This is a genomic window from Paenibacillus sp. cl141a (assembly GCF_900109305.1).
Lineage (GTDB): Bacteria > Bacillota > Bacilli > Paenibacillales > Paenibacillaceae > Paenibacillus_AQ > Paenibacillus_AQ lautus_A.
The window spans coordinates 297,659-310,862 of the sequence record NZ_FNZO01000002.1 but is presented as its reverse complement, the minus strand read 5'-3'; the positions used below and the strand labels follow the sequence as shown (position 1 = coordinate 310,862).

General features: G+C 53.1%; 13 protein-coding genes. 4 read left to right on the top strand and 9 right to left on the bottom strand.

Translation table 11 applies throughout. The annotated features are described in order from the left end of the window. Positions 1–181: 181 nt before the first annotated feature. Positions 182–769 (top strand): GNAT family N-acetyltransferase, encoded by a 588-nt coding sequence (locus tag BMX45_RS06575; RefSeq protein WP_090909019.1) that lies wholly within the window; start codon positions 182–184, stop codon positions 767–769. Positions 770–978: 209 nt separating this feature from the next. Here the strand turns inward: BMX45_RS06575 and BMX45_RS06570 are convergent, their stop codons facing one another. The 4 genes from BMX45_RS06570 to cysT are packed head-to-tail and all read right to left on the bottom strand — an operon-like array spanning position 979 to position 4,744. Beyond that, entirely contained in the window at positions 979–2,037 is a 1,059-nt protein-coding gene (locus BMX45_RS06570) for a sulfate ABC transporter substrate-binding protein (protein ID WP_090909018.1), read from the bottom strand. Between the two features lie 31 nt (positions 2,038–2,068). Continuing rightward, positions 2,069–3,133 (bottom strand): sulfate/molybdate ABC transporter ATP-binding protein, encoded by a 1,065-nt coding sequence (locus BMX45_RS06565; RefSeq protein ID WP_015737200.1) that lies wholly within the window; start codon positions 3,131–3,133, stop codon positions 2,069–2,071. Position 3,134: 1 nt separating this feature from the next. Continuing rightward, the gene (locus tag BMX45_RS06560; protein ID WP_090909017.1) at positions 3,135–3,932 is read right to left on the bottom strand and encodes a sulfate ABC transporter permease subunit; all 798 of its coding nucleotides are present in this window, start codon (positions 3,930–3,932) and stop codon (positions 3,135–3,137) included. Next, positions 3,929–4,744 (bottom strand): sulfate ABC transporter permease subunit CysT, encoded by an 816-nt coding sequence (cysT, locus tag BMX45_RS06555; RefSeq protein ID WP_015737202.1) that lies wholly within the window; start codon positions 4,742–4,744, stop codon positions 3,929–3,931. The genes BMX45_RS06560 and cysT overlap by 4 nt, the downstream gene beginning before the upstream one ends. Positions 4,745–4,933: 189 nt before the next feature. Here cysT and BMX45_RS06550 point away from each other — a divergent pair, with 189 nt between their 5' ends. Continuing rightward, positions 4,934–5,335 carry a secondary thiamine-phosphate synthase enzyme YjbQ gene (locus tag BMX45_RS06550; RefSeq protein ID WP_015737203.1) on the top strand — a complete coding sequence of 134 codons (402 nt, stop codon included), beginning with the start codon at positions 4,934–4,936 and terminating at the stop codon, positions 5,333–5,335. Between the two features lie 178 nt (positions 5,336–5,513). On the opposite strand, the gene BMX45_RS06545 is transcribed toward BMX45_RS06550, so the two are convergent. The 3 genes from BMX45_RS06545 to BMX45_RS06535 all read right to left on the bottom strand — a co-directional run bounded on the left by BMX45_RS06545 (position 5,514) and on the right by BMX45_RS06535 (position 8,208). Further along, positions 5,514–6,107 carry a TetR/AcrR family transcriptional regulator gene (locus BMX45_RS06545; protein WP_015737204.1) on the bottom strand — a complete coding sequence of 198 codons (594 nt, stop codon included), beginning with the start codon at positions 6,105–6,107 and terminating at the stop codon, positions 5,514–5,516. A 6-nt stretch (positions 6,108–6,113) separates the two neighbouring features. Further along, positions 6,114–6,746 carry a YigZ family protein gene (locus BMX45_RS06540; RefSeq protein ID WP_009589243.1) on the bottom strand — a complete coding sequence of 211 codons (633 nt, stop codon included), beginning with the start codon at positions 6,744–6,746 and terminating at the stop codon, positions 6,114–6,116. 106 nt (positions 6,747–6,852) lie between these two features. Beyond that, positions 6,853–8,208 carry a glucose-6-phosphate isomerase gene (locus BMX45_RS06535; RefSeq protein ID WP_009589268.1) on the bottom strand — a complete coding sequence of 452 codons (1,356 nt, stop codon included), beginning with the start codon at positions 8,206–8,208 and terminating at the stop codon, positions 6,853–6,855. A 197-nt stretch (positions 8,209–8,405) separates the two neighbouring features. Here BMX45_RS06535 and BMX45_RS06530 point away from each other — a divergent pair, with 197 nt between their 5' ends. After that, positions 8,406–9,302: an NAD(P)-dependent oxidoreductase gene (locus tag BMX45_RS06530; protein ID WP_090909016.1), complete on the top strand. Its 897-nt coding sequence runs from the start codon at positions 8,406–8,408 to the stop codon at positions 9,300–9,302. Between the two features lie 163 nt (positions 9,303–9,465). Beyond that, complete coding sequence (locus tag BMX45_RS06525) at positions 9,466–10,392, top strand: copper amine oxidase N-terminal domain-containing protein (protein ID WP_090909015.1); 927 nt, start codon at positions 9,466–9,468, stop codon at positions 10,390–10,392. Between the two features lie 120 nt (positions 10,393–10,512). On the opposite strand, the gene BMX45_RS06520 is transcribed toward BMX45_RS06525, so the two are convergent. Continuing rightward, positions 10,513–10,830, bottom strand: coding sequence for a pyrimidine/purine nucleoside phosphorylase (locus BMX45_RS06520; protein WP_015737208.1), 318 nt, complete (start codon positions 10,828–10,830; stop codon positions 10,513–10,515). Between the two features lie 101 nt (positions 10,831–10,931). Next, positions 10,932–12,953: a transketolase gene (gene tkt, locus BMX45_RS06515; protein ID WP_090909014.1), complete on the bottom strand. Its 2,022-nt coding sequence runs from the start codon at positions 12,951–12,953 to the stop codon at positions 10,932–10,934. Between the last annotated feature and the right edge of the window lie 251 nt (positions 12,954–13,204).

Here is a 13,204-nt window from a genome sequence, read left to right as displayed (position 1 = left end):
TCCCCCTTCAATGCCAGATTTTTGATCTATCTGCTATTGACGGAATCAACACTCCTAATGTTTCATATAAAGGATCATTTATCCAAATTCAGTTGGCAATCCACTTCATCACCGCTACAATGAATAGATAGTTCCAGCAACATACCTAAAAAGACATGCAGAGCGAAAGGAATTTCCACATATGCAAAAAATTCGTCTTGAAGGCAACAAAGTGACGCTGCGATCCAGGAAACCCGAGGATACCCCTGTTCTATATAATCTGATCTATGGCACGAAGAACCCGGAATGGAAAAAATACGACGCCCCCTATTTTCCGCTCAAGCAGATTTCCTACGAAATTTTTGAAACGCAGTGGAATGCCGACTTCGAAACCGATCAATTTCCGAGCGATCTGCTCATCGAAGTCGAGGGCACAACGATTGGCATCGTCACGTTCTATTGGGAGCATGAGGCCTCGCGCTGGCTGGAAGCCGGCATCCTGATTTATGACCCGGGCCGTTGGAGCGGCGGGTACGGTACGGAAGCACTGTCATTGTGGGTAGATTGCCTGTTCCAAAATCTCACCATCGCCCGTGTCGGCATTACGACCTGGTCCGGCAATCCGCGAATGATGCGCTGTGCGGAAAAGGTGGGCATGCAGCTCGAAGGCCGTATGCGAAAGTGCCGGTATTACGACGGCGTCTATTACGACTCCATTCGCATGGGCATTCTGCGAGAAGAATGGGAAGCGCGCAAAGCAACCGTTATAGAGCCAGATGGTACGGAATAATCTGTATACGTGGCATATTTGCAAAATAGGAGGCGTCATTCAGACGACTGCTAATGTTCTGTACGTACAAATAAGCGAGCCAGTCAGGATAGGTATCCTGAACGGCTCGCTTTATCTCTTTTTTGTCGCCGACGGGCCATGTATGAAACGCAACTCAGCACGCGACGAACCCTCATGAACCTATTAATCGCTCCATATTCCACCAGGCATCACAGCCCTGCCAGCACCTGATACCAAACCCCTCGCTTCGAATACAGCGTCTCGCGCACCTGGTCCCATCCGCCCAGATACTCGATATCGAATAGCCCCGGCGGGTTGACAAACCGCTCCTTCGTCTGTTCAAACACCGATTCCTCGACGGGACGGAAGCCATGCTTCACGAAGATGTTCTGCGCTTCCGGCGTACGCAAGTACTCCACAAAAGCCGCCGATACATCCTCAGTGCCGTGTTTCTTAGCAAACCGCTCCACGACTGCGGCCGGATTCTCGATCAGCATCGTATGCTGCGGTACAACAATGTCATACTGGACGCCTTGGGCAATCCGGGCAAGCAGCTCGTTCTCATACGTAACGATCACATCCCCGACCCCGTATTCAAATGCCGCCATCGAAGCCCGCCCGCTTTTATCGAGCGACTCCACATTGCGGTGAACCGCTTCAAGGAAGGCTTTCGCTTCGGCAGGATCACGCGTTCCATTCTCTTCCGATTGTTTCAGGCCGGCGCCGTATATCGCGTTGATGTCCCACTGCGCTCCGCCCGAAGTCTTTGGATTCGGATACAGCACCTTGACGTCCGAACGGGTCAGATCGTCGAAATCCCGTATCCCTTTCGGATTTCCAGCGCGGGTACCGAGAACGACAATCGAGCGTGTCACCATGCCGTTATACGGCTGGGATTTCCACTCCTTGTCGACGAGTCCTGCCCTGACGAGTTTATCGACATCCCCTTCCATGGCAAGCAGCGTGACGTCAGCTTCAAACCCGCCCGTAATGGCGCGCGCCTGTGTTCCGGAGGCCTCGTAGGATTCCTGAAAACGAATGGTTTCTCCCGTCTGTGCCTTCCACTCGGTTTGAAAAGCGGGGATAATCTCGGACAACGCATCCCTGGCCACGCTGTACGCGCCCAGCACGATCGTTCGCTCGCCCGGCTGCGACACCGCATCTTCATTGACGGGCTGATCATCGGCACATCCTGCGATAAGCAAACTGAAGAGAAGCGCCATGCCCACTTGCAGGAATGAGGTTCGTTTCATATTCAAGATCCGCATGAATCCACTTCCCTTCGTTATTTTAGCATCATCAGATCATAATCGGCATCGGATCGACCTTCAGGCGATTTTCCTCGATCCAGCTGTGCTCGTCGTTAAAGAGGTATGCCCGGTGAACGAGGACGCGGACCTCTTGGCCCGGTTGCAGCGTTTCCTTCTCCAGCGACCGGTAGGTGATCAGTTTATGTCCCTTGACCTCCACCTCCACCAGCCACTCGCTGCCGCGGAAATGCAGATGGCGGACGATCCCCGTCTCCGTGGCGGACAGCACGCTGAAATCATGCTCGCTTCCAATCTCGATATATTCCGGGCGAATTAATGCGCGCGTCGCATTCTTGTTAGCGGCTGCCTCAAATCCCTTCAGCTCGGCAGCGCTAGAAATGACGGTAGACTCGCCTATGAAGGAAGCGACAAACGGCGTCTTCGGCTCCTTGTAAATATCCCAAGGCGTCCCCTTCTGCTCGACGCGCCCCTGATTAATGATCATGATTTCGTCCGCGACTTCAATCGCCTCATCCTGGTCATGCGTAACAAAAATCGACGTGATGCCGACCCGCTCGATCAGCTCGCGAAGCCAGGAGCGCAGCTCTTGGCGGATCTTCGCATCAATCGCGGCGAACGGTTCATCCAATAAGAGCAGCTGCGGCTCGGGCGCAAGCGCTCTGGCAAAGGCTACGCGCTGGCGCTGTCCGCCCGATAACTGGTGCGGGTAGCGGCTCTCGAAGCCTTTCAAGCCCGTCAGTTCCACCAGCTCCATCACCCGGTCTTTGATTTTGGCCTTGGCGGCCTTCTTCACCTTCAAGCCGAAAGCGATGTTGTCAAACACGGTCATATGCTTAAACAAGGCATAGTTCTGGAACACAAAGCCGATGCCGCGCTCCTGAGGCGGCAGGTCATTGACCACTTGGCCATGAAAGGAGATTTGTCCGGAATCCGGATTCTCAAGCCCGGCCAGCATGCGCAGGATGGAGGTTTTACCGCCTCCGCTGGGCCCCAAAAGCCCGATCAGATGTCCCTTTTCAATCTCGAAGCTGACATTCTTGACGGCGTGAAACGTACCGAAATGCTTGTTCAAATCGCGAACTTCCACATGCATATCAATGCACATCCTTTCTTTTTTTGGCCCATTCCATCAGCAGCAAGAGACCTACGGAGAAGGCGGCCAGTACCAGCGCCACTCCATTCGCCGCAGCCACGTTGAAATTCTCCACGTCCTGATACACAAGCGTCGTCGCCGTCTGGGTTTTGTTCATAATGTTGCCGGAGACCACCAGTACGGCGCCGAACTCGCCCAATGAACGGGCTACCGTGAGCACCAGGCCGTATACGACGGCCCACCGGATGGAGGGCCACGTTACTTTCACGAACGTGGTCCACCCGTAAGCCCCAAGCGTCGATGCCGCCTGCTCCTGATCGTTTCCGATCTCCTGCAGGACGGGCATCACCTCGCGAACCATCAGCGGGAACGTGACGAAGAGCGTCGCAATCACCATGCCGGGGAACGCATACACCACCTTAAACCCGATCCCTTCAAAAAAACCGCCGATGATGCTGTCGGGTCCCAGCAGCAGCACAATCATCAATCCGCCGATGACCGGCGAAACAGCGTAAGGCAGATCGACAATGCTGTTCAGAATGCCCTTGATCTTTCGGCTGAGCCAATTTGCCCGCACCAGATACAGCGCCATCATGATGCCAAACAACGCATTCAAAAAAGTAACGAATACCACAATCAGGCCCGTCATCATCAGGGCATGCAGGGCTTCCGGCCTGAACAGACCCTCCGCAAACCCGTCCAGCCCCTTATCGAACGCACCGATCGCGATTCGGGACAGGGGAATGATCAGCAGAATGACAAATACGGCATACGTAAGTCCGATCCATAATCGTTTCAAGCTCGTCTCCCCCTCTGCTGCACGGCATTGATCACCCAGAGGATGATGAAGGAGAGCGTAAGTAGCAGAATCGATACGGCAGCCGCTCCGGCCGGATTATCGCTCTCCACCTCGCCAAAAATAAATACCGAAGCGATCAGCGTCCTGCCTGGAATGTTGCCGGCCACCAGGACAACGGCGCCGAATTCAGCCAATGCCCTCGAGAAGGCCAGCATCCCTCCGCTGATAATTCCCGGCAGCATCGAGGGCAGGATAACTTTAAAAAAGGTTCTCGTTCTGGAAGCGCCCATCGTATAGGCGGCCTCTTCCTCCAGCGGATCCAGCTCTTCCAGCAGCGGCTGAACCGCCCGGATTACAAACGGGAACGTGACAAACAGCATGGCGACCACGATCGCGGGCTGATGGAACACAATTTCAAAGCCGAGCTTCTCCGCCAGGCCTCCAAGCAGGCTCCCCGGCCCAAGCAGCAGCAAAATCATCAAGCCGCCAACGGCCGTCGGCAGCGCAAAGGGCAGATCCACCAGACTGTTCAGCAGCGTCCTTCCCGGAAATCGATACCGTATGAGCACCCAAGCAATCATCGTTCCGATAAGCACGTTGATGAAAGTAGAGATTAGGCCCAGTTTAATGGTAAGCAGCACGGCCTTCCAGGCGATCGGATCCATTACGCTTTCCGCAAAATGGCCCCATCCCGCAGAGAATGATTGCACATACACCCCAAAGATCGGCAGTACGATCAAGGCAAGAAAATAAAGCAGTACAGTGCTTCGAAAACCCCAAGTCCAACCTTTATGACGAATCCATGTTGTCATCTCGTATCCCTCCCGCCTCCGGATGGCATTCCGGTCGACTCCTCCACAAACCATCTTTATATTTCCTATTTGTATACTTGGTTTTACTTTACACATACTTTACCAAAAGCTGAATCCGATCGTCAATCCATCTTTTGCACTTTATCGGGTAAAATAAAAGAAATGGAAAAAGTTGAGGAGGTTATTGAGATGCTGTATACCGGTGAATTGGCTACGCAAGGACGCGATGAGATGAGGGATATTACAAGGGAGATCCACTCTTTTGTGAAACAAAGCGGAGTCCAGCAAGGAACGGTCCTGATTTATTGTCCGCATACGACGGCGGGAATCGCCATCAACGAAAACGCCGATCCCGATGTGAAACGGGACGTGCTGATGTCTTTGGATGAGGTCTATCCATGGAATCATCCCAAGTATCGCCATGCGGAGGGCAACACGGCCTCCCACCTTAAATCGATCACCTGCGGCCCTTCGCAGACCGTGATCATTCAGAACGGGCACCTGCTTCTTGGACGCTGGCAGGGGATTTACTTCTGCGAATTCGACGGGCCGAGGCAGCGCCAATATCATGTGAAGATCATGGAAGGATAAAACCGGCAACGGATGCCGACAGTCAAGCGAATGAAATAAAAGCACAAAAAGCAGACAGGTGCATGCAAGGGAGCGCGGACCTGTCTGTTTTATGGTTCATTAGGTGATTGACGTTTCAACGCTAGGCCGTTGTAACGGATTGAAGTGTCAAGCTGCACGTCTTGGCAGCATGTAAACATCAGACCCTGCTGTACAGACTCCGGCATAACACTTTGATATGGGTAAGAGCGGCTGGTTTAATCTCATCAAAACCGATTCTGTCCTGAATATAATATGATATAAATCCATGCAGCGACAAAAACAAAGTCAGCGGAACGGTTCGCCGTTCTTCCTCACTGTAATTCTCCTCCAGCAAATACTGACGCACCAGCATAGCAAACATTTCAAAACAGCGTCCCTGCTCAGAGCGACAGTAGGACAGCAGCTCTTCGTCCCGGATCATGAACATGATTTCGTACTGGTAAGGATTATCCAGACCGAAACGAACGAATTCCAGCATCAGCTGCTCCAGCTTCGATACCCCGTCACAGGGAGGCTTTACCGAGACCTCCAACAGCAAATCATTTAGATCATTAAAGTCCTTCATGACAATGGCGTAGAATAGCTCCGCCTTTTCCTTAAAGTGATAATACAAGGAGCCGTGGCTATAACCCAAATGCTGTCCGATGCTTCGCATCGAAATGGCCCTGTATCCTTTGGTTATGAACAAATGCCTGGCTGCTTCCAGTATCCGCTCTCTCGACAACTCGCGTTCGACTGCTCTTCTTGCCATATTATTTTATTCCCCTTCAATAAAATAAAGCCGCTCTCCCTCCGTGATCAAGGACTGCCCCTGTGTCAAATCCACCATCCAAGTCATAAAGCTCTCCGCATCACCATCGAGCGGCAAGCAGGTCAAAGTCACCGTGTCGGCAAAATTTGTCTCTCCCATGCGTACGTTCCGGTTACGAAGCTCGTTCTCCACCTTACCCAGCCAGGTATAATCCAGCTCCACGAAAATCTCCCGGTGAAGAACCCTTGTAATCGGTTCGCCTGACTCGATCGCAGCCACGGCTCCGTCGGTGTACGCCCGGATTAACCCGCCCGCACCCAACATAATGCCCCCAAAATAACGCGTGACCACGATAGCTACATTCTTCCGCCCCTGATTGCGGATCACCTCGAGAATCGGCTTGCCGGCCGTTCCACTCGGTTCCCCGTCATCCGATTGCTTCTGAATCTCATCCCGCTCGCCAATCATGTAAGCGGAACAATTGTGCGTAGCATTCCAATGTTTTTTCTTGATCTCTTCAATAAAAGCGACGGCTTCCTCTTCGGTCTCTACCGGCATCACATGCCCGATGAAACGCGATTTCTTGATGACGATCTCCTTGGAGCCCGCCTGACGCACCGTTTTGTAACGATCCAGCATGAAACAACAACCACCTCTATATTGCCAAGAAAGCAGTCCACGGCAATGATATGCCAGCGGACTGCTTCCTTCAGCGTCTTGCGTCTAATCCAATGAAAGTGTCGGGTTATTCGGAAAGTCTAGCTTCCAATTCGGCCTTCTCTTTCTCGTACCCAGGTTTGCCGAGCAGCGCGAACATATTTTTCTTGTACGCCTCTACGCCCGGTTGGTCAAACGGGTTGACACCCAACAGATAGCCGCTGATACCGCAGGCCTTTTCGAAAAAGTATACCAGATATCCGAACGAATAGGGAGTGAAATCTGGAATTGTCACAATCAAATTCGGAACTTGTCCGTCTGTATGGGCCAGCATGGTGCCTTGGAACGCCTTTTTGTTGACAAAATCCAATGTTTTCCCGGTCAGGAAGTTCAATCCGTCCAGATCGTCCGGATCCGATTCGATCGTAATATGCTCGGATACGTTCTCCACCTGAATGACCGTTTCGAAGATGTTGCGGCTGCCTTCCTGGATGAATTGACCCATGGAGTGCAGATCGGTAGAGAAATCGACGGATGCCGGGTAAATCCCCTTATAATCCTTCCCTTCGCTCTCGCCGTACAGCTGCTTCCACCATTCCGATACAAAATGCAGGGAAGGCTCATAGTTCACCAGGATCTCGATGCCTTTGCCTTTACGGTAAAGCGCGTTGCGAACCGCTGCGTATTGGTAAGCCTCGTTCTCGGCAACGTTCGGGCTGCTGTACTCCTTGGAGGCGTCAGCCGCGCCCTGCATCATCTCTTCGATATTGATGCCTGCCGTCGCGATCGGAAGCAGACCTACTGCGGTCAGCACGGAATAACGTCCGCCCACGTCGTCAGGAATGATAAAGGATTCGTAGCCTTCCTCGGTTGCCAGCTTCTTGAGGGCGCCCTTCGCTTGATCCGTCGTAGCGTAAATGCGTTTACGCGCTTCTTCCTTGCCGTATTTCTTCTCCAGCTCCGCACGGAAAATACGGAAAGCGATGGCCGGCTCCGTCGTTGTGCCGGATTTGGAGATGACGTTGACGGAGAAGTCTTTGCCTTCGATCAACTGAAGCAGATGCGAAACATACGTGGAGCTGATGTTGTTGCCCGCAAAGTAGATTTCCGGCGTCTTGCGCTGGTCCTTCGACAGCTCGTTATAGAACGAATGCGACAGCATTTCGATGGCTGCGCGCGCTCCCAGGTAGGAGCCTCCGATTCCGATTACGATCAGAACGTCCGAGTCGCTTTGGATTTTGGCGGCCGCTTTCTGGATGCGGGAGAATTCCTCTTTATCGTACTGAGTCGGCAGGTCGATCCAGCCCAAATAATCGGAGCCGGCTCCCGTACCGTTATGTAACTGTTCATGAGCTGTGCGGATCGGCTCAGCGAAATAATCAACTTCATGCTGATTGACAAAGGTCAGTGCTTTACTGTAATCAAACTTGATTTTTTTAGACATGCCTTAAACCTCCTGTGAATTTAGAAATAGGATACTTTAATTTAATAAAGACCGCAAGTTTCACGGGCCAACTGTCATCTATTCTTCATGCGCGGGACTCCTTCTCCCTTCCATTCCCTGCAAAGACTGGCTTCGTTTCGGGAACCCGTGCTAAGATAGAGTGGATCAGGAATCCATAATCGAAGGTGATATAGACTATGAAAAAAATCGGGTTTATCGGACTGGGCACCATGGGCGCTCCCATGGCCTCCAATCTGTTAAAGCAGGATTACGATGTAACGGTATATAACCGCACCCACGAGAAATGCCGTCCGCTCGCCGAACAGGGAGCCTCCATCGCGGAGACGCCTCGGGAAGCCGCCGAAGGGCAAGATCTTGTCATTACGATGGTAAGTAACGACCAATCCATCCGGGATGTATTCTACGGAGAGAACGGCCTGCTTGGCTCCCTGACGAGCGGGATGACCGTCATTGACTGCAGCACGATCTCCGAAAGCCTGGTTAAGGAAATTGCCTCCGCCGTTTCCGGCCTCGGCGCCTCCTTCCTGGATGCCCCGGTAACCGGCAGCAAGCCTGCAGCGATTGATGGCACCTTGGTCTTCATGGTTGGCGGTGATGCCGCCGTCATCGAAGCGCAAGCCGACGTTTTTGACACCCTGGGCAAAAAGGTCATTCACATGGGGCCTAACGGAAGCGGCGCCGTGGCCAAGCTCGCGCACAATACGATTGTGGGCATTAACAACCTGGCACTGGCCGAAGGCTTCGCCATCGCCGCGAAATCAGGCATACCGGCAGACAACTTCCTGGAGCTCGTGCAGCTGGGATCGGCAGGCAGCAAAGCGGCCGAGCTGAAGGGACGCAAAATCATCGAAGGCGATTTCAGCAATCAATTCTCGCTGGCCCTCATGCTCAAAGACCTGAAGCTGGCCTCCTCGCTCACCGATGGCGTCGGGATGCCGTCGCCCATGCTGAACCTGGCCAAGAGCCTGTTTCAAGCTGGTGCCAGCGAAGGCTATGGCGATGAGGATCTCTCTGCCGTCGTGAAGTGCTATGAAGCTTGGATCGGTCAGAAAATCGGCGGCCAGCAGCCCTAATGCCAGACAAGCCATGCATCTATAACGGCTCCTTCTTTTTAGTTTTCGGTTCATCCGGACTAGGAAGAAGGAGCTATTTTTTTGACCATTCCATCATTTTCCTCTCGGCAAGAAACTTTTTGCGTTTCACTTCCGTCTACTATGCAAAGGAGGAATTTACAACATGAAATGGACCAAACGATTAAAAGCAATGGCAGCCGCTGTCGTACTAACCGCTGTTCTGTCCCCTGCAATAGCCGTTTCGCCAGCTTCTGCAGCAGTTAAACCATCCGCTACCATTAACAACGTAACCGCAAGTGGCGACGTGCTGATCAGGCAGGGCACCACCTTTGTTACCCTTACCGATCTCAAGCCTCTGGGTAACTACGTCATGAAATACGACAACCAGAAGAAACAGGTGACCATTCAAGGCGATAACCGAACGGTGATTCTCGCGGCCGGAAGCACCAGCATGGAAGTGAACGGCGTTAAGAAGGCGCTCCCTGCAGCCCCGCTGCTGCATAAAGGCAAGACCTTGATTCCCCTAAGGGCCGTTGCCCAAGCCTTCGATGCCAGCGTCTATTGGAACGGCTCTCTAAAAACAGCGTATATCAATAAGGCAGATCCCGATATCATCGCCGACTTAAAGAGCTCCGATCTGGCCACCGCCAGGAACGCTGCAGCCAAGCTTCCTTATTCATCCGAATTGAAGAAACCTGAGCTGGACATGCTGCCCATGGAAATGCAGGGCGTGGACTATTATTTTCCCAAAGGCCAATCCCAACGCTATTTCCTGGTAGATAACGATATCGCCAGCTATTTCGAAATCCGCGGCAGCGTCAAATATTTGAAATGGCAGGGCAAGCTGGATTATTCCGCCAAGGCACCAGCAAACCAAAAGCTGTTCTTCCTGCCTGCGTTAAAAGCGGAGATCGGCAAGCAGCCGGATACGGGCAATTGGACCCTTGCCAAATTCGTATTCCGATACCCTTCCGGCGTCACCAGCTACCGCCTGCTCGATCGCGGCCAAGAATGGGGCGAAGGATACGTAGAGCTTGACAACCGGGCTCCCGGATATAAAGGCGAGATCGTGACGATCCCGGAGGAATAAGTCCATTATATCAACCGCCCTTAACGGCCTGCGTTGACATCCGGCATTGACAGTAAAGGCTCAGAGCCATCGGCTCGAGCCTTTTTGGCATATTCACTGCTTTAGGCGCCGCTTGTCCTCCTACATCGTTGGATAAGAGCAGCAATAATCCGTCACGGTGCGGATTTCCAGCTTGAAGCTTGAATTGCCCGGCACGTTAAAGGTCGCGGGCTCTTGAATCTCCAACCACTCTTGCTCCCCGGGCAGCAGAACACGCAAATCGCCGGACAGGATTTCCATAATTTCAGGGCCGTCCGTGCCGAATTCATAGCTTCCCGGCAGCATGATGCCGAGCGTGACCTTTTCCCCATTCTCCAGCAGCACCGTGCGGCTGGTTACCTTCCCCTCATAGTACACGTTGGCTGCTTTCGTGACGGTCGCATTCTTGAATTGAGACATCGACAACTCTCCTCCTCCAAAATAGGTATGGCTTGATATATGGACGGCACCCGCATGATACGGGTGCCGGAAAATCAATATGGAGTTAAATCAGGGTCTTGTTACAGCAAACCTTTTACGCGGCTAACCACGTTCTCAACGGTAAATCCGTACTCGGCAATGACGCGGTCGCCAGGAGCGGAAGCGCCAAACGTGTTGATGCCGAGAATGTCGCCTTTGTCGCCAACGTAACGCTCCCATCCGAACGGATGAGCCATTTCAATGGCAAGACGGGCTTTAACGTCAGGAAGCAGCACGGAATCTTTGTAAGCCTGATCCTGGCTGTCGAACAGATCCCAGCTCGGCATGCTGATGACGCGTACAGCAATGCCTTCTTCGGCCAATGCCGCTTGTGCTTTAACGGCAAGCTGAACCTCGGAACCCGTTGCAATGATTTGAGCCTGCACGTTTCCATCCTTCGCGTCGGAAACAACATAAGCTCCGCGTTTGATGCCTTCACGCGCATGGTCCGCCGTGCCTGCGAGGATCGGCAGATTTTGACGAGTCAGCACCAAGGCTACCGGACGGTCCGTGTTCTCCACCGCATAAGCCCATGCAGCGGAAGTCTCATTCGCATCTGCCGGACGGATAACGGTCACGCCTGGAATAATGCGCAGGGAAGCCAATTGCTCGATCGGCTCATGCGTAGGGCCGTCTTCGCCGACAGCGATGCTGTCGTGTGTCAGCACATACGTAACCGGCAGCTTCATGATCGCAGCCAGACGAATGGCCGGACGCAGATAATCGGTAAATACGAAGAACGTACCGCCGAAAATTTTCAATCCGCCATGGAGAGCGATGCCGTTCATCGCGCCAGCCATCGCAAATTCGCGAACGCCATAATACACGTTGCGGCCTTCATAGCTCTCCGCGGTGAAAGATGCCAGGTCGTTCAGGTGAGTCATGGTGGAGCTTTCCAGGTCAGCCGATCCGCCAAGCAGCTGCGGTACGCCTGCCGTCAAACCGTTCAGCGCTTTACCGGAAGCCACCCGAGTGGAAACCGCTTTGTCGTCCGCGCTGTATTTCGGAAGGTCTTTGTCCCATCCTTCAGCCAATTCGCCGGATTCGCCGCGCTCGAATTGCGCAGCCAGCTCCGGATAAGCCTCTTTGTATTTCGCGAACTGATCCACCCACGCTTGATACGCAGCAATGCCGCGTTCTTTCACTTTGCCGAAATGCTCGCGCACTTCCTCCGGCACGTAGAAGTCCTCTTCATATACCCATTTATAGAATTCCTTGGTCAGCTTCGCTTCGTCGGCTCCGAGCGGAGAACCGTGCGTACCGCCATGGCCGCCTTTACCTTGTTTGTTCGGGCTGCCGTAACCGATGACCGTCTTCACTTCGATCAGCGTCGGGCGGTTCGAATCGCCTTTCGCTTCCTCGATCGCTTTCTCGATCGCAGGCAGATCGTTGCCGTCTTCTACGCGCAGCACTTGCCAGCCGTATGCTTCAAAACGCTTCGCCACGTTCTCGGAGAAGGCCAGGTTCAGCTCGCCGTCAAGGGAGATATCATTGGAATCGTACAACATGATCAATTTGCCCAGCTTCAGGTGACCTGCCAGCGAAGCCGCCTCGGAAGCCACGCCCTCCATCATGTCGCCGTCGCCACAAATCGCGTACGTATAGTGATCGACCACGTTGAAGCCGTCTTTATTGTAAGTCGCACCCAAGTGAGCCTCGGCCATTGCCATACCTACAGCCATGGCCACGCCTTGTCCGAGCGGACCTGTCGTTGCATCAACGCCGGCCGTGTGGCCGAATTCCGGGTGCCCCGGTGTTTTGCTTCCCCATTGACGGAACTGTTTCAGGTCCTCAATGGACAAGTCATAGCCGCTCAGGTGGAGCAGACTGTAGAGCAGCATGGAGCCATGTCCTGCAGACAAGACGAAACGGTCGCGGTTAATCCACGCCGGCTGGTCCGGGTTATGATTCATCGTCTTCGCGAACAGCTGGTAGCCCATAGGCGCGGATCCCATCGGCATGCCCGGATGACCGGAGTTGGCTTTTTCGATCGCGTCGATCGCCAATGTCCGGATCGTTGCGATGGACAGGTTGTCGATCGTTTGGTTATGTTCAGTTGTCATGATTCGTCCTCCTCAAATCTTTTCCATAGTAAGCTTCGAAAATGAAGGCTTCTTACGTCCCTCCAGCCCCGATTCGCTTGGTATCAGAGCAGTTAGGAATGTTGAGAATATCATTTTGACTCTTATTGTATCACCACACGTCTTTCATTTCCATAACGTAATTGTCAATGTTGTGTAAAAGTCGTCAGGACTGCCGACATCCCTCTTGCATTATTTCCCTTAATAGTCCGGTTATAACCGGATTCGACATC

Excerpts from the sequence above, each read along its gene's own strand:
- BMX45_RS06575 (WP_090909019.1), top strand. The coding sequence starts at position 182 with ATGCAAAAAATTCGTCTTGAAGGCAACAAAGTGACGCTGCGATCCAGG.
- BMX45_RS06570 (WP_090909018.1), bottom strand. The coding sequence starts at position 2,037 with ATGCGGATCTTGAATATGAAACGAACCTCATTCCTGCAAGTGGGCATG.
- BMX45_RS06565 (WP_015737200.1), bottom strand. The coding sequence starts at position 3,133 with ATGCATGTGGAAGTTCGCGATTTGAACAAGCATTTCGGTACGTTTCAC.
- cysT (WP_015737202.1), bottom strand. The coding sequence starts at position 4,744 with ATGACAACATGGATTCGTCATAAAGGTTGGACTTGGGGTTTTCGAAGC.
- BMX45_RS06550 (WP_015737203.1), top strand. The coding sequence starts at position 4,934 with ATGCTGTATACCGGTGAATTGGCTACGCAAGGACGCGATGAGATGAGG.
- BMX45_RS06545 (WP_015737204.1), bottom strand. The coding sequence starts at position 6,107 with ATGGCAAGAAGAGCAGTCGAACGCGAGTTGTCGAGAGAGCGGATACTG.
- BMX45_RS06540 (WP_009589243.1), bottom strand. The coding sequence starts at position 6,746 with ATGCTGGATCGTTACAAAACGGTGCGTCAGGCGGGCTCCAAGGAGATC.
- BMX45_RS06535 (WP_009589268.1), bottom strand. The coding sequence starts at position 8,208 with ATGTCTAAAAAAATCAAGTTTGATTACAGTAAAGCACTGACCTTTGTC.
- BMX45_RS06530 (WP_090909016.1), top strand. The coding sequence starts at position 8,406 with ATGAAAAAAATCGGGTTTATCGGACTGGGCACCATGGGCGCTCCCATG.
- BMX45_RS06525 (WP_090909015.1), top strand. The coding sequence starts at position 9,466 with ATGAAATGGACCAAACGATTAAAAGCAATGGCAGCCGCTGTCGTACTA.
- BMX45_RS06520 (WP_015737208.1), bottom strand. The coding sequence starts at position 10,830 with ATGTCTCAATTCAAGAATGCGACCGTCACGAAAGCAGCCAACGTGTAC.
- tkt (WP_090909014.1), bottom strand. The coding sequence starts at position 12,953 with ATGACAACTGAACATAACCAAACGATCGACAACCTGTCCATCGCAACG.